A 17336-nucleotide genomic window follows, 5' to 3' on the forward strand; every position below is an offset into this window, starting at 1 on the left:
TTACCGATGATTCTCGTTAATGGTGAATGCCGGGCGCATATTGAAATATCCGATCGTGGCTTTCAATACGGTGATGGTTTATTTGAAACAATAGCCATCACTAATGGACAGCCTGTTTTTTTTGATCAACATATGGCCCGGTTACAGGCAGGTTGTCGCCGCTTGGCTATTCCTTTTCCGGATATTGGGTTGCTCAGGCTTGAGGCTCAAAAACTTTCCCAACATTCCGGTAGTGCCGTTCTTAAGCTGATAATCACTCGTGGTTCCGGTGGGCGAGGCTATCGTCAACCTGATGTTATTCAGGCTACCCGCGTATTAAGTTTACATCCGTCTCCTGATTATCCTGATATCTTTAAACAACAAGGTATCGTTACCCGTTTCTGTGATATCCGTTTAGGATTAAATCCTGCGTTGGCGGGTATTAAGCATCTAAATCGGCTTGAGCAGGTACTGGCTCGTGCTGAATGGTCTGATCCTGCCATTCAGGAAGGAATTATGCTGGACATAAATGAGCATGTCATTGAAGGAACAATGACCAATTTGTTCTATGTTAAAAACAATACCCTGTACACATCATTACTTACGTTAGCCGGTGTTGCCGGTATTATTCGTGGCCTTATAATGATAAACTCATCTTGTGACGGAATTTCTGTCATAGAGCACACCTTTACTAAAGATGAATTGCTGTCTGCCGATGAGGTATTTGTCTGTAATTCGATTATAGGTATTTGGCCTGTCAAACAAATCGCCGGGACCTGTTTTTCGGTGGGAGCGATAACCAGGCAGTTACAAATCAAGCTGGCGCAATTTGAAAAGAAGGCCATTAGTAGTGGTCTTTAAAATCATAGTTTGTCTATTACTGGTATTCATTATCGGATCTGATTGGCTGTGGCGGGATTATCAGCGCGCATTGCATCAACCGGCGGTAGTGGGTAATTCGGTTATTATAGAAATCAATAAAGGCGAGTCTTTTAATCAAATTACCGAGAAGTTGTTAAGTCACAACGTTAATATTAAGCCGCTTTGGTTTAAGGTTATCGCTGTTCAGGAAAAAGCAATCAGCAAGCTTAAAACCGGGGAATATGAATTAGTTTCCGGTTTAACCTTGCCCGAAATATTGGCACTGTTTGTACAAGGAAAAACCAGGCAGTATGCGATTACTTTTCCGGAGGGCTGGAATTTTAAAGAAGTACTTCATGCCATTGAAAGTAATCCCAATATAGAACATACCTTGTCCAATAATAATTTTGGTGTGTTAATTTCGCAGTTTGGTACCGCAACGTCTGCACCCATGCCACCGCTTGAAGGGATGTTTTTTCCGGACACTTACTTTTTTGAAAAGCATACTTCTGATGTTGCTTTACTAAAAAGAGCCTATGAAAAAATGCAGGTAGTATTAAATCAGGAATGGAGTAATAAAGCCGAGGGACTGCCTTTTAAAACGTCTTATGAAGCATTAATTCTTGCCTCCATTGTCGAGAAAGAAACCGCAGTGGTTGCGGAGCGACCTTTAATCGCCGGGGTTTTTGTACGCAGGCTTCAAACCGATATGCTGCTACAAACCGATCCTACGGTTATCTATGGCATGGGCGAAAGTTACCAAGGCAATATCGGTTATAACGATTTAAAAACCGCGACACCTTACAATACTTATGTCATTAGAGGTTTGCCACCTACGCCCATCGCCATGCCGGGTCGGGATGCCATTTATGCGGTCCTGCATCCTGATCATGGTAATAGCCTGTATTTTGTCGCTCGTGGTGATGGCACCCATCAGTTTTCTGCGACATTAAAAGATCATAATATCGCAGTCGACAGCTATCAAAGGAAGAAAAAATGATCAGAGGCAAGTTTATTACGCTGGAAGGTGGAGAAGGTGTAGGCAAGACGACTAATGTTGCTTTTATAAAGGATTATCTGCAACAGCATAATATTTCTGTTGTTGTTACACGCGAACCTGGAGGAACGGCATTAGCCGAAAAAATACGCCATTTATTGCTGGATAAAGACAGTGAAGCCATTTCAGAACATGCTGAATTATTGTTGATTTTTGCGGCCCGCGCCCAGCATATCAAACATGTCATTGAGCCTGCTTTAGCTCAAGGAAATTGGGTGCTTTGTGATCGTTTTACTGATGCAACTTATGCTTATCAAGGTGGTGGTAGAAATATGCGTATTAGCTCTATAGAGTGGTTGGAAAATTTGGTACAAGGTAATCTAAAGCCTGATTTGACTGTGTTGCTGGATGCGCCTGTTGAAATAGGTATAGAGCGAGCCAGGGTAAGAGGTGTTTTCGATCGTTTTGAATCAGAAAAAATCAGTTTTTTTGAGAGTGTCAGACGGGCTTATTTATTACAGGCAGAGTTGCATCCTGAGCGTATCAAGCTCATTCAGGCTAATCAGCCGTTAGGAGATGTGCAAAGGGCACTGATTGATACTATTCGTACTTTTTTAAGATGACAATATTGCCTTGGCAGCAACAAAGTTGGGCACATCTCTGTGATTATAGAGCGCAAAACCGTGTCCCTCAGGCTTTATTAATAAGCGGTAATAAAGGTCTCGGTAAACAACAATTGGCCAAGCAATTTGCTTTTTCGCTGCTTTGTGATGCGCCACAAAACAACGGTTTGCATTGTGGTCATTGTGATCGTTGTTTATTGCTTAATGCGCAAACCCACCCGGATTTTCTGCAAATAACGCCTGATGAGCCGGGAAAAGCTATTACTATAGGACAAATTCGCGGTCTGGTAACCAGGCTGACCTTAAAGCCCCAGTTTGATTCCTGGCGCGTTGTTATTGTCAGTCCGGCTGATCTTATGAATAATGCCGCAGCGAATGCATTTCTAAAGTGTTTGGAGGAGCCGACAGAGCGCACAGTTATTATTTTAATTTCTGATAAACCGGCCTGTTTGCCGGCGACTATTGTCAGTCGTTGCCAGAAACTTGTTGTTGTCAAACCTGATAAAGAAGCTGTCTTTGCCTGGCTCAAGGAGCAGAATGTAGCGATAGTGCATAGCGATGTTATTTCGCTTTATGGATTAGCGCAGGGTTCGCCGTTACTGGCACTGGCTTACTCCAATGACGGTACGTTAACTCTGCGTAATGACTGCTTTAAGGCATGGATTGATATAGCCAAACAACGCAGGCATCCGGTTGTTATTGCCGAGGAATGGCATAAGTTACCTAATTCATCTTTATTATTCTGGATAACATCCTGGATTATCGACATGATTAAATGTTGTTACCCAATAAATGCCGACTGGTTATATAATCCGGACTTGAAAGAATCTTTGCAAGAGTTGTCTTTGCAAATTGAACTGAAAGAGCTTTATAAGTTGTATGATTTAATATTGGCGAGTCGGCAACGACTCAATACTCAAATAAACAAGCAGACAATGTTTGAAGAAATTTTAATAAAGTGGCTTGAACTTAATCTGGTTAAATAACCATGGCAGAATCCGCGCCCAGGCAAGGGATATTGACTGTTTCAATTAAGGATAAAAGCGCTTTATATGCAGCCTACATGCCGTTTGTTATAAACGGAGGCTTGTTTATTCCCACTAACCGGGACTATGACATGGGGCAGGAAGTCTTTCTATTACTTAATTTAATGGAAGAAACCGAGCGGTTACCGATAGTCGGAAAAGTAATTTGGAAAACACCGCCTCGATCAGGCAGTTATCGAACCAGTGGTATTGGTGTGCAGTTTAGTGATCAGGATGGTGGTGTCGCACGAAATAAAATAGAAACCTATTTGGCGGGCGTTTTAACGTCTGACCGATCAACCCACACTATGTAACTCTCTCATTCATGTTAATTGACTCACATTGCCACTTGGATCGTATTGATCTGAAACCTTATCAAAATGATTTTTCTTGTTTTATGCAGGAAGCAGAAGCGAATCAACTTGAGCACTTATTGTGTATTGCTATCGATTTGGAGTCTTATCCGGCCATGTTGGATTTGGTAGCAGGTTATTCAAAAATATCCGTGACGGTTGGTGTGCATCCAAATGTTCAGGATTGCAAAGACCCTGGTGTTGATGAGTTAATTGCTTTAGGGCAGTCCGACAAAGTGCTTGGTATAGGTGAAACGGGCCTGGATTATTTTCGTAGTGAAGGTGATTTGAGTTGGCAGCATCAACGTTTCAGAAATCATATTAATGCGGCAAAAAGTTTAAAAAAACCGTTAATTATTCATACCCGCGAGGCCAAGGAAGATACTTTACGCATTCTCAAAGAAGAAGGTGCCGGCGAGGTTGGGGGAGTTATTCACTGCTTTACCGAAGATTGGGAGTTTGCCCAGCAGGCGCTGGATTTGAATTTTTATATTTCTTTTTCCGGTATTGTTACGTTTAACAATGCCACGGTAATCAAAGAAGTGGCAAAAAAAGTACCTGCTGACCGTTTTCTTATTGAAACAGATTCGCCCTATTTGGCTCCGGTACCTTTTCGTGGCAGACCAAATTATCCAATTTATGTGCGCTATGTGGCAGAGCAGATAGCTGATTTGCGAGGTATGCCAGTAAATAAAATAGCCGATCTGTCAACCAGGAATTTTTATGATTTATTTTAATTATGTTGATTTGCGGCAGGGTTAAAAAATAGTAAAAAATGGCGAACTACCGCTAAGTTCTTCTTAGTAAGGCAAATTAGTTGCTGGGCCTTGTATTAACAACTCCATACTTGAGAGTAATCGTGTAAAATACCGTTAGACGCGTGAAATAAAAAAACATTTTGATGTTATTTAGACTATTTTATACCTATGCGGACCGGTTGGGATATTGATCATTGATCATTTGGGATTGACATCTGTCCCCATTCTACTTTACAGTTGTGTCCGCAAAACAAGTATGTAACCAAATATAATTATTAATATAACCCTTCGGAGCACTTATCATGGCAAAAGCATTAATTCAAATGGCATTAGATTCACTGGATTTTGACGCAACAGTAGGCCTTGCTACATTGGTAGCACCTTATGTTGACATTTTTGAAATTGGAACTCCTTGTATCAAACATAATGGCATCAATCTGGTTAGAGAACTAAGAGAAAGATTTCCGGATAAATTGTTGTTGGTTGATCTTAAAACAATGGATGCTGGCGAATACGAAGCAACTCCATTCTATGCAGCAGGCGCTGATATTGTTACTGTTCTTGGTGTATCAGGTCTGGCAACTTGCCAAGGCGTGATCAAAGCAGCTAATGCTCATGGCGCAGAAGCTCAAATCGATTTGATCAATGTTGACGATAAAGTAGCTTGTGCAAAAGCAACTGCAGAAGCCGGCGCTCAAATCATGGGTATTCATACAGGTCTTGATGCTCAGGCAGCAGGTCACACTCCTTTTGCTGATTTGAATGATATCGCAGCATTAGGTTTGCCTGTAAGAATTTCAGTAGCGGGCGGCATTAAAGCATCAACAGTACAAGATGTTGTTAGAGCCGGTGCAAGCATTGTCGTAGTTGGCGCAGCCATCTATGGTGCAGCATCACCTGCTGATGCAGCACGTGAAATTCGTGAATTGGTTGACGCCGTATAATTATGCATCAGCAACTTATCATAGAAAAGATTTCAGGTATTCTTGAAGCAACCGATGATACGTATGATGTTAAGCTGACCCACTTGCTTGATAATGCTAAACGCGTGTTTATCGCAGGCGCTGGACGGTCCAAACTGGTTGGCAATTTTTTTGCCATGAGATTGGTACATGGCGGTTACGATGTAAGTGTCGTTGGCGAAATTGTAACGCCAAGCATTAAAAGTGGTGATCTGTTGATTATCATCTCCGGTTCTGGAGAGACTGAACAACTGATAGCATTCACTAAAAGTGCTAAAAAAGTAGGTGCTAACATTGTGTTGATTTCGGCAAAAAACGATTCAACAATTGGTGATATGGCCGATGCAGTGTTCCAAATTGGTCGTTCAGATCTATATGGCAAAGTTTTAGGAATGCCAATGGGAACCGTATTTGAGCTTTCTACCTTACTATTTTTGGAAGCAACCATTGCTCATGTTATCCATGACAAAGGTATTGCTGAAGAAGTTATGAGAGAAAGACACGCTAATTTAGAGTAATGTCAAAAGAACGAGTGGTTATGCCACTCGTTCAAACGTCATATGACGCATCAAAAAAATTTCGTGACAAAATCGCCCAGTTGATAGAAGTCACTACACATAATTTATAAGAATAGTAAGGGGAACAATATGACTTCGCGCCGAGAATTAGCGAACGCCATACGCGCTTTGAGCATGGATGCCGTTCAAAAAGCAAACTCTGGACACCCTGGTGCTCCAATGGGAATGGCAGATATTGCCGAGGTTTTGTGGAATGATTTTATGCGCCACAACCCGACCAATCCACAATGGTCAAATCGGGACCGTTTCGTGCTTTCTAATGGCCACGGTTCAATGCTGATTTATTCTTTGTTGCATCTGACTGGCTACGCTTTGCCAATCGAAGAGCTAAAGAATTTTCGCCAACTTCATTCTAAAACGCCTGGTCACCCGGAATATGGCTATGCGCCAGGCGTAGAAACAACTACCGGTCCTTTAGGTCAAGGTATTACCAATGCGGTAGGTATGGCGATTGCTGAAAAAGCACTTGCTGCCCAATTCAACAGGGATGGACACAAAATTGTTGACCATCACACCTATGCTTTTTTAGGTGATGGCTGCTTGATGGAAGGTATTTCTCACGAAGCCTGTTCATTGGCTGGAACCTTGGGCTTAGGTAATTTAATCGCTTTCTGGGACGACAATGGCATTTCCATTGACGGTCATGTTGAGGGCTGGTTTACCGACAATACGCCGATGCGTTTTGAAGCTTACGGCTGGCATGTTATCGCTGATGTCGATGGACACGATTCTGTTGCGCTCATTAAAGCAATCCAAATGGCCAAGGCCATGACCGATAAGCCCACCATGATTTGTTGCAAAACAACCATTGGTTTTGGTTCGCCAAATAAAGCCGGTAGCCATGCCTGTCATGGTGCCGCTCTGGGTCAGGATGAAATTAATCTGACTAAAGCCGCTTTGGGTTGGGATCATGAAGCCTTTGTAGTCCCAGCGGATGTTTATGCGGGTTGGGATGCTAAAGCCAAAGGTGCTCAAGCTGAAAACGAATGGAATGAAAAATTCGCAGCTTATCAAGCAGCTCATCCTGAGTTAGCCGCTGAATATCAACGTCGTACTGTTGGTGAATTGCCCAAAAACTGGCAAGCTGATGCGGACGCTTTTGTCAGTGCAGTTGATGCTGAAGCCAAAACAACGGCTACACGTTTGTCTTCACTCGCTGCAATTGAAGGGTTTGCAAAGCTTTTACCTGAAATTTTTGGTGGGTCTGCCGATTTGGGCTGTTCCAACATGACTGAATGGACTGGCTACAAGCCTATGCGTGCCGATAAGCCTGATGCCAATTACATCAATTACGGTGTGCGTGAATTTGGTATGTCTGCGATTATGAATGGTATCGCCTTGCATGGCGGCTTTATTCCATTTGGCTCGACTTTCCTGATGTTCTCGGAATATGCCCGTAATGCCTTGCGTATGGCTTCTTTGATGAAGATTCGTGCACTTTTTGTTTATACTCATGACTCTATCGGTTTGGGTGAAGATGGTCCTACTCATCAACCTGTTGAACAAATCGCAACACTGCGTCTGATTCCAAATATACAAGTGTGGCGTCCTTGTGATGCAGTTGAAACCACAGTGTCTTGGAAAGCCGCTATAGAGCGTCAAAACGGGCCTTCTATTTTGGTTTTTTCCCGTCAGAATTTGCCTCATGTACCACGTACTCAAGAGCAAATTGAGGCGATTTCACGTGGTGGATATATATTGAGTGACTGCGATGGACAACCAGAAGCTATTATCATCGCTACCGGTTCAGAAGTTGAATTGGCACTGAAAGCGGCTGAGCAGTTAACTGCAGCAGGTAAAAAAATTCGTGTAGTTTCTATGCCGTCTACCAATATCTACGATGCTCAAGATGCTGCTTATCGTGAGTCAGTATTGCCTGCTGCGGTGACTCAGCGTGTCGCGGTTGAAGCGGGTGTGACTGATGGTTGGTGGAAGTACGTAGGAACCAACGGTAAAATTGTAGGTCTCGACCGTTTCGGCGAGTCTGCTCCAGCGGGTCAGCTTTTCAAAGAGTTTGGCTTCACCGTTGAAAACGTAGTCAAGAACGTAGAAGCAGTACTTTAGTTTTAAAACAAAATATAGAGTAGTTATACACATTAAATTTGGAGAGAGCTCCTCACTTTAGAGGCACTAATAATCTGGTGTGTCGGGCTCTCTAACCACTTCTTCCGACTTTTAGGTGAACAACGTGAAAAAGAATAATTTGACCAAATGTGCATTCGCGGCATTGCTATTAGCAAGTACCGTTGCTGGCGCAGATCAACAATACCCTGCTGCAGATTTCCAGCCTGAAGTGCTTTATCAGGATGCTGACTATATCGCCAAGAATAGCCCGGCAAAAGCTGCTGCCAAGGCTCCTGCTGCCAAAGCGCCTGTCTCTGCTCCAGCCGCTGCAGTTACTCCTGAAAGCACTGCTGATTCAAAATATCCTGCAGCAGACTTCCAGCCGGAAGTTTTGTATGTTGATCCTAACTACAAAGCTATCGAGTCAGTGAAAGCGACTGTAGCGAAAAAAGAAGCTGCTTCAACTGCGGTAGAAAGTGAAGCTGTCAGTGAAAGTATCACTGCTCCTGAAGCTACTGAAGAAGCATCCATGTCGAGCTATCTCATTGGCTTGGTAGTTCTTGCTTTAGCTGGATTTTATTTCTTCAAAAGACGTAGTGCTGTTGCTGTTGAGAAAAAAGCCTCAGAACCTGCTAAAAGAACTTATTCGCTTACAGGTGTTGGTAAGTATTTAAACAAAATATCAGGTACCGGCGTTACCAGATATCTGGAAAAAAATGTAAGATCCGCATCAGTAACCGGCGTTGCCAAATATATGGCAAAACAGGCTGCATCACCAAAAGAAGCAGGAAAAGCAGCAACTGGTGTTGAAAAATACATGCGCGACCGGGGATAATCAATGAGCCAGAATAACTTGAGTGGATTGTTTTTTCCTGCTGTTGCCGGCTTATTCTTTTTTATGAAACGGCCTAAAACCGAGGAAATTAAGGCTGTTTATCCTGTCTATTCCAGAGATTCCGACGGGCTTACTGGTGTTGCCAAGTATTTGGATCATCAGAATGCTTTAAGCAGAAAAGAAATTGAGCAGGAAAATCGGATGTCAAATCAATCGGCGACTGGAGTTGCCCGGTATTTGGAAAGCCAGAGCAAGTCTTCTGCCAGTCGTGTAGCCAAGTATATTCTGAGACAGTCAATAGCTGAAAAACAGAAAAGACAGTCCCTTGGTGAAAACGAAGTTACAGGCGTTGAAAAATACCTTAAAAATAAAAAAGCAGCACCAGGACTTAGTGGCGTAGAAAAATATCTGAAACATCAGGCAAGTTTGCCGCAACCTAGTAAAGTTGCCAAGTATCTGGCAAAACAATCAGCTTTGTCTGCCCTGCAAGTGCAGCACGCTCAAGTAGAAGTATCTGGAGTTGCCAAGTATTTACAACATCAGGCAAGTTTGCCACAGCCAAGCCGGGTTGCCAAGTATATGGCAAAGCAAGCGGTTTTGGCCGCTTTGGCAGCGAAGCAGGTTAAGCAAGCTGTAGGTCAAACCAAGGTTGATCAGTATCTGCAACATCAGGCGAGTCTGCCGCAGATAAGTAGGGTTGCCAAGTACATGGTAAGACAAGCTTTGGTTGACAGGCAAAAACCCGTTGCGGTTGAAACAGGTGTCGAAAAGTACATGCGGCACCAAGGTTAATAAATCTTTTGAGAAACAGACTGCCGTCATAGCGATTTTAACGATCGCTGGCGGAGTTTTTCTCTGTTTCTCCTCTATTGGGGCTGGTTTTAAATCACTTTGCCTTAATTATTATCGTTTCTACCAACGGCCAAATTCAAGCATTCGCGATACTGATTAATCATTACGCGCGACCATTCGATTTTTTAATTATAAATATAAAAGGCACCAATTATGGGAAAAAATTTACTAGAGCAACTTAAAGAATTCACTGTTGTTGTGGCTGATACCGGAGATATCCAGGCAATTGAAACTTTTAAGCCTCGTGATTCTACTACAAACCCATCGTTAATTACTGCAGCTGCACAAATGCCGCAATACCAAGGCATTGTTGATGATACGTTGAAAGCCGCCAGAGCCAGTAAAGGAAAAGCGGCTTCAGCTGCCGAGGTAGTTTCACTTGCCTTTGACAGCCTTGCTGTTTCTTTTGGTCTTAAGATTCTTGAGATTATTCCTGGCCGCGTTTCAACTGAAGTTGATGCCCGTCTTTCTTTCGATACTGATGCTACCATTGCAAAAGGTCGTGAGTTAATAGCGCAATACGAAGCAAATGATGTTGCTCGTGACCGTGTATTAATTAAAATTGCTGCTACCTGGGAAGGTATTCAGGCAGCTGCCGTTCTTGAAAAAGAGGGTATTCATTGTAATTTGACGCTATTGTTTGGTCTTCATCAGGCTATTGCTTGTGCCGAAAATGGCATCACTCTGATTTCTCCTTTTGTTGGACGTATTCTTGATTGGTACAAGAAAGATACCGGCCGTGATTCTTATGCGCCTGCAGAAGATCCAGGTGTGGTTTCAGTCACTGAAATCTACAACTATTACAAAAAATTTGGTTACAAGACTGAAGTTATGGGTGCCAGTTTCAGGAGTCTTGGTGAAATTACAGAATTAGCCGGTTGTGATTTGTTGACGATTGCGCCTTCTTTGTTGGCCGAGTTGCAAGCCACAGAAGGTGACTTACCACGCAAGCTTGATCCAGAAAATGCAGCAACATTGTCAATTGAAAAATTAACTATTGATAAAGCAACTTTTGATCGTATGCACGTTGAAAACCGCATGGCTAACGATAAATTAGCTGAAGGTATCAGCGGCTTTGCGGCTGCACTGGAAGCCCTTGAAGAGCTTCTTGCTGCCCGTTTGGCTAGCCTGGAAGGTTAAAAAAGCGCTACGTCATTGGGTATGGACGATTGTCATGTCCGAATGACGCCGAGTTTTATTACCCCTCAAGCAAATTGACTTAAACAGGATACCAAAATGTCACAAAAAATTTTAGATGTAGTTAAACCCGGCGTTGTAACCGGTGAAGATGTCCAAAAAATCTTTGCAATTTGTAAAGAAAACAAGTTCGCAATGCCGGCTGTTAATGTTATCAATACTGATTCAATTAATGCCGTATTGGAAGCCGCCGCCAAGGTGAAATCACCTGTTGTTATTCAGTTTTCTAACGGTGGCGCTCAATTTGTTGCAGGTAAAGGTCTTAAATTAGACGGTCAGGATGCTGCGGTTCTTGGTGCTATCTCAGGCGCTCAGCATGTTCACCTGATGGCAGAAGCTTATGGTGTACCGGTTATTCTTCATACAGATCACGCAGCAAAAAAATTATTGCCCTGGATTGATGGCTTGTTGGATGCTGGCGAAAAACATTTTGCTGCAACAGGCAAACCTTTATTCAGCTCGCACATGTTGGATTTATCGGAAGAAAGTCTGCACGAAAATATTGAAATTTGTGGTCAATACCTGGCACGTATGTCCAAAATGGGCATGACACTAGAAATCGAATTGGGTGTTACCGGTGGTGAAGAAGACGGCGTTGATAACAGCAATTTGGATCATTCATTGTTGTACACACAGCCAGAAGACGTTGCTTATGCTTATGAAGAATTAAGCAAAATTAGTCATCGTTTTACCATCGCGGCTTCTTTTGGCAATGTGCATGGCGTTTACAAGCCAGGTAATGTTAAATTGACACCTGCCATATTGGCCAATTCGCAAAAATATGTCACTGAAAAATATGGCATACCTGCGAATACATTGAATTTTGTTTTCCACGGTGGTTCGGGTTCTTCTGCGGCAGAAATCAAAGAATCGATTAGCTACGGTGTCGTTAAAATGAACATTGATACTGATACTCAGTGGGCTACTTGGGAAGGTATCATGAACTTTTACAAGGAAAATGAAGGTTATTTGCAAGGTCAAATCGGCAATCCTGACGGTGACGACAAGCCTAACAAAAAATATTATGATCCACGTGTTTGGCAACGTGCCGGTGAAGTGGGAATGATCACTCGCCTGGAACAAGCTTTTAAGGAATTGAACGCTGTACATACTTTGTAATAGCAGCAGACGATTCAATTAAAAAAGCCGGTGTTTGATGCATCGGCTTTTTTTATGCCCGACATTCCGCAACTTACCCCAAGAAACCTGGACAATAAAAAGTCGAAAAACAACTTTCGTATCGATAAGGGTATTTGGTTGATGGCGACCCCACGTGTTTCTTAAATCACCAAAGCGCATTATGGCGCTAATGATGATGATCCTCTGACTTTTAATAGTTGTCGATAGGTCATTTTGAATTGCAAGCTGCTGACAATTTGAATAAGAATGAATGCTGCCGTGTTGTGACGAGCCAACAGGTATTACTTATCGATAATATTTAAATAGCTATTTTATAAAACAGACTCGCCATACTGTACAATTAAGTCCGTTATAGTTGTTAACATATTAATTTATCTCTCGGTGATTTCCATGAAATGCACTATATCCTTCTTAAAGTTATCAATAATGTTTTAAGTTTAAATATGAAAATCTCCAGGCTCATTGTGTTTTTTTTATTGGTTATCGCTGTTAACGGTTTGTTGTCGTGGTTAAGCAATTTACCACAGGATGCAGGTCCCGATGTTCCTGACGGTAAAATCAGCAGCGTTTCTTTTGCCCCGTTTCGTGAAGGACAAAGTCCATTAACAGAAGTATTTCCTAAAGCTGAAGAGATAGACGAAGATTTACGGTTGTTATCTACCGAAACCCATACCATACGCACTTATGCCAGCACGCGCGGCTTGACCGATGTAGCGGCTATGGCTCAAAAATATGGCCTTAATGTTATACAAGGTGCCTGGATAGGTGGGATGACCATGGCCGAGGAAAATCAGGCCGAGATTGATCAATTAATTAAAGTCGCCAATCAATATCCGGATGTTATCAAGCGGGTTATCGTCGGCAATGAAGTCCTGCTCAGGGGGGAGTTGGAGCCGGAACAACTGCTGCAATACATCCGGCAAGTTAAAAAAGCAGTTAAACAGCCGGTTTCTTATGCTGATGTCTGGTCTTTTTATATGCGTTATCCGGAAATTGCCAAGGAAGTTGATTTTTTCACTGTGCATATTTTGCCATACTGGGAAGATGAACCCTTAACAATTGAAGAAACTGCTGCACATATAGAAAAAAATTACCGGAAAATCCGCGAAGCTTATCCAGATAAGCCGATTTTAATCGGCGAGTCGGGTTGGCCAAGTGCAGGACGTCAGCGTGGTTGGGCGGTACCCAGTGTCGTTAATGAAGCCAAGTTTATTCGCTCGCTGGTGCAATTGGCCAATAAGAACGGCTTTGACTATAACGTTGTCGAGGCATTTAATCAGCCGTGGAAAAGCCAACTTGAAGGCGTGGTCGGTGCTAATTGGGGGCTTTATTCTGCAGATCGCGAGCTGGTCTTTCCATTGACCGGCAAGGTAACGGAAAATCCTTTGTGGCCGAAGCGCTTGCTTTATGCAGCTTTGATTACGTTACTTGTGGGCGGCTGGCAAGCAAAAGCGCTCTTTAGGCTTGCGCCAATTCGCTTATTAGGTTTTCTCGGCTTTACTCAATTACTCAGTACTTTATTAGTTAATCAGATCGGTGATTATTGGTATACCAGCTATAGCCTGATCGAGCGACTACAAGTCTGGTTTATTGGCGGGTTGAGCTTGTTGTTGGGCTGCTTGATACTCGGTCGTACATTAGATGTGTTAAAAGACAGTATGAGCGAAAAATGTGGTCTATGGATACGTTATTTAATACTGGCCTTTGTTGCTATTGCGCTATATGAATCCCAGGCTTTGGCGTTGAATGGACGTTATCTTAGTATGCCTTATCCAATGACTTATATACCAGTGGTCGGCATAGTAGGTTTTATGGTTATTCGTTATTTTGTAAAAGGCGAAAATTATATCTTCTCGTTAAGAATTAATGACCTGTTCAGTACACAAGCCCTCTCAGTAAAATCGGCTAAAATAGTCAGTCTCGTATTAGCGTTAACAGGCTTGCTTTTAATTGTTATTGAAATGGATTTTATTATGCATAACTCAAATTATGAAGAGGCTTATCCTGTTTTATTTGACAGGATTTATGCGACATTCATGGTCACCTGCAACTATAGCCAGTTAATGGGCTGGCCTATGTTGATCGCGGCAGTTCTTTTTCGAATCCCTTTGCGGGCTTGCGCTTATGCGTTGATTTTTATGGTTCTAGCCATTATCATAGGCGAAACTTGTACGTTCCTTATGGGGCACGATTTTATCGAGAGCTACCCCAATGTTGGCGAAAGAGTATCGATGGCCTTTATTTATACAATAACTAACTGCGAGTTACTGCTTTGGTTAGCCAGTTTACTGATACTGGCGTTCCCGTTGTGGCAGTACCGAGACAATAAAACCTCTGGTGCGTAATCAGATTATTCAGCAAGTAGCAATACCCAGTATTGGTAAATTATATGTATGGGGTTGTAATTAATAATGCCATTACCTGCGCTTTTTTGTTCAGAACAAGACAATCCCTATCTCAGGCAATAGAATAGGTTGATCATTAGTTAACTTATTATATTTCCTGCCTTGTTAAATATCATCTGGATTTGCTTCTTCCTTGCCGCTTTTTTTACTGCGCTATTTAAACTGATTTTTCTGGGCGACCAGCAAGTTTTTGCACAAATCATGGAAGCCATGTTTAGCTTGTCTAAATCGGCTTTTGAAATTTCGCTAGGCTTAACCGGTGTACTGGCGTTGTGGTTAGGGATTATGCGGATTGGTGAAAAGAGCGGTTTTATTCTGTTATTAACGCAAAGTCTTACGCCTTTATTTAGCCGTTTAATGCCCGATGTGCCCAAAGGACATCCGGCCTTGGGCGCTATCGTGATGAATATTTCCGCCAATGCCTTGGGTCTGGATAATGCAGCAACGCCTTTAGGAATTAAGGCGATGAAGGAACTGCAAACATTAAATCCCAATCCTGACACGGCTACCAACGCGCAAATTTTGTTTTTGGTTATTAATACGTCAGGCGTTACGCTATTTCCCATTACTATTTTTACTTACCGTGCTCAGCTCGGTGCGGAAAATCCTACAGACGTATTTATTCCAATTTTAATTGCGACTTATATATCCACGCTGGTCGGTTTGCTTGCCGTCGCTTTTGTGCAAAAAATCAATTTGCTGGATAAAGTTGTAATGGCTTATCTGGGCAGCTTTACGCTGGTCGTTGGCGGTTTGCTGGTTTATTTTTCCAGTTTGCCGCAACAGCAAATGCTTCAGCAATCTGCGATTATCAGTAATATTATTCTGTTTTCGTTAATCATCAGTTTTATTTTTGGTGCCCTTTATAAGGGTATTAATGCTTACGATGCCTTTATAGAAGGTGCTAAAGAAGGTTTTCAAACGGCTATATTGATCATTCCTTATCTGGTGGCCATGCTGGTTGCCATTGGGGTATTCAGAGCCAGCGGTGCCCTGGAGATGCTCGCTGATTTGGCAAGAACTCTTGTGCATTATTTTGGCATTGATGACCGTTTTGTTGATGCTCTACCTACGGCTTTAATGAAGCCTTTCAGTGGCAGTGGTGCCAGAGCGATGATGATAGATACCATGAAGACACATGGTGCCGATTCATTTTCCGGCCGTCTGGCGTCTGTGGTGCAAGGCAGTACGGAAACCACTTTTTACGTATTGGCCATTTACTTTGGCTCAGTGGGTATCAAACGTATTCGTCATGCCGCTGCCTGTGGGATAATAGCCGATTTTGCAGGCATTATTGCCGCAATTTTTGTTACCTATTGGTTCTTTGGATAATTAATGAAAGTTCACCTTAAAACACTCGGCTGCCGTCTTAACGAAGCAGAATTGGAAACTTGGGCGCAAGCGTTTCAAAAGTCCGGGCATTCAATTACCAGACAGGCAGAAGCGGCCCAGCTGATTGTGATTAATTCCTGTGCGGTTACGCAGGACGCCGCCAGGAAATCACGTCAACTTATACGTCGTATACACCGAGATAATCCACAAGCCAAGCTGGTGGTCAGTGGTTGTTACGCGACCTTAAACCAGGATGAAGCGGCGTCTTTATTGGGTGTTGATTTGGTTGTGAGCAACAAGGATAAAGATCAGCTGGTAGAAAAAACATTAACCGAACTTAATATGGATGTTATGCCTGCGATGTCGACAGAGCCGGGTGAAATATCATTATTTACTCGTGGACGGCAACGCGCTTTTGTTAAAGTCCAGGATGGCTGTCGTTATCGCTGTACATTTTGTATTGTTACCGTGGCGCGTGGTGATGAAATTAGCCGCCCGGTGCAGGCGGTGATAGATGAAATCAATGCCCTATATAAACAAGGCATTACTGAGGTTATCCTTACCGGTGTACATTTAGGTGGCTATGGTAGTGATTTGGGCAATAATTTGTCCGATTTAATCAACGCTATTTTGTCTGAAACAGACATTCCAAGGCTTAGACTCGGTTCTTTAGAGCCTTGGGAATTACCGGAAGATTTTTTTACGTTGTTTCATAATCCACGCTTGATGCCGCATTTACATTTGCCGCTGCAAAGTGGTTCGGATACCGTTCTACGTAGAATGGCGCGGCGTTGTAAAACAGAAGAATTTAGCCTAATTGTTAGTCAATTGCGGGCGCAAATTCCTCACTTTAATATTACTACAGATATTATTGTCGGCTTTCCCGGCGAAACCGAGGAAGAATGGCAGGACAGTTTTAACTTTATCAAACAAACCGGTTTTGGGCATATTCATATTTTTACCTATTCCAGTCGTGAAGGTACAAAAGCGGCTACCTTGCCAAACCAGTTGACCAATGATATTAAGAAACAGCGTAGCCAGCAGTTGCATGTTTTGGCGAATGATATGAAATTGGCATTTTGCCAGGAAAATATCGACAATGAATTTCCGGTATTATGGGAAGGTTACCATGAACCACTGGAAGGCGGAAAACAGCGGGTGTTTGGCTATACGCCCAATTACCTTAAAGTCAGTTGTGTGATAAACAACGATGAATCGGTTGAAAATAAAATCATTACCACAAAATTAATGGCGGTCAAGGAAGGCTATATTGTTGGTGAGCTTGACGGTAACCGCTTGCTTTAAACAAGAGATAAACTAACCTGAGAATTGCTTTATCAGTAAAATCAGGTATACCGAAGTACTATGAGATAAC

The 17336-nt window shown here is 42.6% G+C and carries 16 protein-coding genes; all 16 read left to right on the plus strand.

Annotation, left to right across the window (positions count from 1 at the left end):
• The first annotated feature begins 6 nt into the window (after nucleotides 1-6).
• The 16 genes from pabC to mtaB all read left to right on the plus strand — a co-directional run bounded on the left by pabC (nucleotide 7) and on the right by mtaB (nucleotide 17266).
• A complete protein-coding gene (pabC, locus tag KKZ03_RS07015; protein WP_243220803.1) occupies nucleotides 7-840 on the plus strand; it encodes an aminodeoxychorismate lyase in 834 nt (277 codons plus the stop codon).
• On the plus strand, nucleotides 830-1840 hold the full coding sequence (gene mltG, locus KKZ03_RS07020; RefSeq protein WP_243220804.1) for an endolytic transglycosylase MltG: 1011 nt from the start codon (nucleotides 830-832) through the stop codon (nucleotides 1838-1840). Before pabC ends, mltG begins: the two co-directional genes overlap by 11 nt.
• Nucleotides 1837-2460 (plus strand): dTMP kinase, encoded by a 624-nt coding sequence (gene tmk, locus KKZ03_RS07025; protein WP_243220805.1) that lies wholly within the window; start codon nucleotides 1837-1839, stop codon nucleotides 2458-2460. The genes mltG and tmk overlap by 4 nt, the downstream gene beginning before the upstream one ends.
• Entirely contained in the window at nucleotides 2457-3446 is a 990-nt protein-coding gene (locus tag KKZ03_RS07030; RefSeq protein ID WP_243220806.1) for a DNA polymerase III subunit delta', read from the plus strand. The genes tmk and KKZ03_RS07030 overlap by 4 nt, the downstream gene beginning before the upstream one ends.
• 2 nt (nucleotides 3447-3448) lie before the next feature.
• A complete protein-coding gene (locus KKZ03_RS07035; protein WP_243220807.1) occupies nucleotides 3449-3799 on the plus strand; it encodes a PilZ domain-containing protein in 351 nt (116 codons plus the stop codon).
• A gap of 11 nt (nucleotides 3800-3810) precedes the next feature.
• Nucleotides 3811-4575, plus strand: coding sequence for a TatD family hydrolase (locus KKZ03_RS07040; RefSeq protein ID WP_243220808.1), 765 nt, complete (start codon nucleotides 3811-3813; stop codon nucleotides 4573-4575).
• A 323-nt stretch (nucleotides 4576-4898) separates the two neighbouring features.
• Nucleotides 4899-5540, plus strand: coding sequence for a 3-hexulose-6-phosphate synthase (gene hxlA / locus KKZ03_RS07045; protein WP_243220809.1), 642 nt, complete (start codon nucleotides 4899-4901; stop codon nucleotides 5538-5540).
• Between the two features lie 2 nt (nucleotides 5541-5542).
• Complete coding sequence (hxlB, locus tag KKZ03_RS07050; protein WP_243220810.1) at nucleotides 5543-6076, plus strand: 6-phospho-3-hexuloisomerase; 534 nt, start codon at nucleotides 5543-5545, stop codon at nucleotides 6074-6076.
• Nucleotides 6077-6205: 129 nt separating this feature from the next.
• Nucleotides 6206-8200, plus strand: coding sequence for a transketolase (tkt, locus tag KKZ03_RS07055; protein WP_243220811.1), 1995 nt, complete (start codon nucleotides 6206-6208; stop codon nucleotides 8198-8200).
• A 124-nt stretch (nucleotides 8201-8324) separates the two neighbouring features.
• Complete coding sequence (locus KKZ03_RS07060; protein WP_243220812.1) at nucleotides 8325-9035, plus strand: LPXTG cell wall anchor domain-containing protein; 711 nt, start codon at nucleotides 8325-8327, stop codon at nucleotides 9033-9035.
• A 3-nt stretch (nucleotides 9036-9038) separates the two neighbouring features.
• Nucleotides 9039-9827 (plus strand): hypothetical protein, encoded by a 789-nt coding sequence (locus tag KKZ03_RS07065; RefSeq protein ID WP_243220813.1) that lies wholly within the window; start codon nucleotides 9039-9041, stop codon nucleotides 9825-9827.
• A gap of 213 nt (nucleotides 9828-10040) precedes the next feature.
• Nucleotides 10041-11027 (plus strand): transaldolase, encoded by a 987-nt coding sequence (locus KKZ03_RS07070; RefSeq protein ID WP_243220814.1) that lies wholly within the window; start codon nucleotides 10041-10043, stop codon nucleotides 11025-11027.
• A gap of 96 nt (nucleotides 11028-11123) precedes the next feature.
• Entirely contained in the window at nucleotides 11124-12203 is a 1080-nt protein-coding gene (fbaA, locus tag KKZ03_RS07075; protein ID WP_243220815.1) for a class II fructose-bisphosphate aldolase, read from the plus strand.
• 416 nt (nucleotides 12204-12619) lie between these two features.
• A complete protein-coding gene (locus KKZ03_RS07080; protein ID WP_243220816.1) occupies nucleotides 12620-14569 on the plus strand; it encodes an exo-beta-1,3-glucanase in 1950 nt (649 codons plus the stop codon).
• 162 nt (nucleotides 14570-14731) lie between these two features.
• Complete coding sequence (locus KKZ03_RS07085) at nucleotides 14732-15961, plus strand: nucleoside recognition domain-containing protein (RefSeq protein WP_243220817.1); 1230 nt, start codon at nucleotides 14732-14734, stop codon at nucleotides 15959-15961.
• A gap of 3 nt (nucleotides 15962-15964) precedes the next feature.
• Nucleotides 15965-17266: a tRNA (N(6)-L-threonylcarbamoyladenosine(37)-C(2))-methylthiotransferase MtaB gene (mtaB, locus tag KKZ03_RS07090; RefSeq protein WP_243220818.1), complete on the plus strand. Its 1302-nt coding sequence runs from the start codon at nucleotides 15965-15967 to the stop codon at nucleotides 17264-17266.
• Nucleotides 17267-17336: the final 70 nt, after the last annotated feature.

It is taken from the genome of Methylobacter sp. S3L5C (genome assembly GCF_022788635.1).
Taxonomy (GTDB): Bacteria; Pseudomonadota; Gammaproteobacteria; order Methylococcales; family Methylomonadaceae; genus Methylobacter_C.

Excerpts from the sequence above, each read along its gene's own strand:
- pabC (WP_243220803.1), top strand. The coding sequence starts at position 7 with ATGATTCTCGTTAATGGTGAATGCCGGGCGCATATTGAAATATCCGAT.
- tmk (WP_243220805.1), top strand. The coding sequence starts at position 1,837 with ATGATCAGAGGCAAGTTTATTACGCTGGAAGGTGGAGAAGGTGTAGGC.
- KKZ03_RS07030 (WP_243220806.1), top strand. The coding sequence starts at position 2,457 with ATGACAATATTGCCTTGGCAGCAACAAAGTTGGGCACATCTCTGTGAT.
- KKZ03_RS07035 (WP_243220807.1), top strand. The coding sequence starts at position 3,449 with ATGGCAGAATCCGCGCCCAGGCAAGGGATATTGACTGTTTCAATTAAG.
- KKZ03_RS07040 (WP_243220808.1), top strand. The coding sequence starts at position 3,811 with ATGTTAATTGACTCACATTGCCACTTGGATCGTATTGATCTGAAACCT.
- hxlA (WP_243220809.1), top strand. The coding sequence starts at position 4,899 with ATGGCAAAAGCATTAATTCAAATGGCATTAGATTCACTGGATTTTGAC.
- hxlB (WP_243220810.1), top strand. The coding sequence starts at position 5,543 with ATGCATCAGCAACTTATCATAGAAAAGATTTCAGGTATTCTTGAAGCA.
- tkt (WP_243220811.1), top strand. The coding sequence starts at position 6,206 with ATGACTTCGCGCCGAGAATTAGCGAACGCCATACGCGCTTTGAGCATG.
- KKZ03_RS07065 (WP_243220813.1), top strand. The coding sequence starts at position 9,039 with ATGAGCCAGAATAACTTGAGTGGATTGTTTTTTCCTGCTGTTGCCGGC.
- KKZ03_RS07070 (WP_243220814.1), top strand. The coding sequence starts at position 10,041 with ATGGGAAAAAATTTACTAGAGCAACTTAAAGAATTCACTGTTGTTGTG.
- fbaA (WP_243220815.1), top strand. The coding sequence starts at position 11,124 with ATGTCACAAAAAATTTTAGATGTAGTTAAACCCGGCGTTGTAACCGGT.
- KKZ03_RS07080 (WP_243220816.1), top strand. The coding sequence starts at position 12,620 with ATGCACTATATCCTTCTTAAAGTTATCAATAATGTTTTAAGTTTAAAT.
- mtaB (WP_243220818.1), top strand. The coding sequence starts at position 15,965 with ATGAAAGTTCACCTTAAAACACTCGGCTGCCGTCTTAACGAAGCAGAA.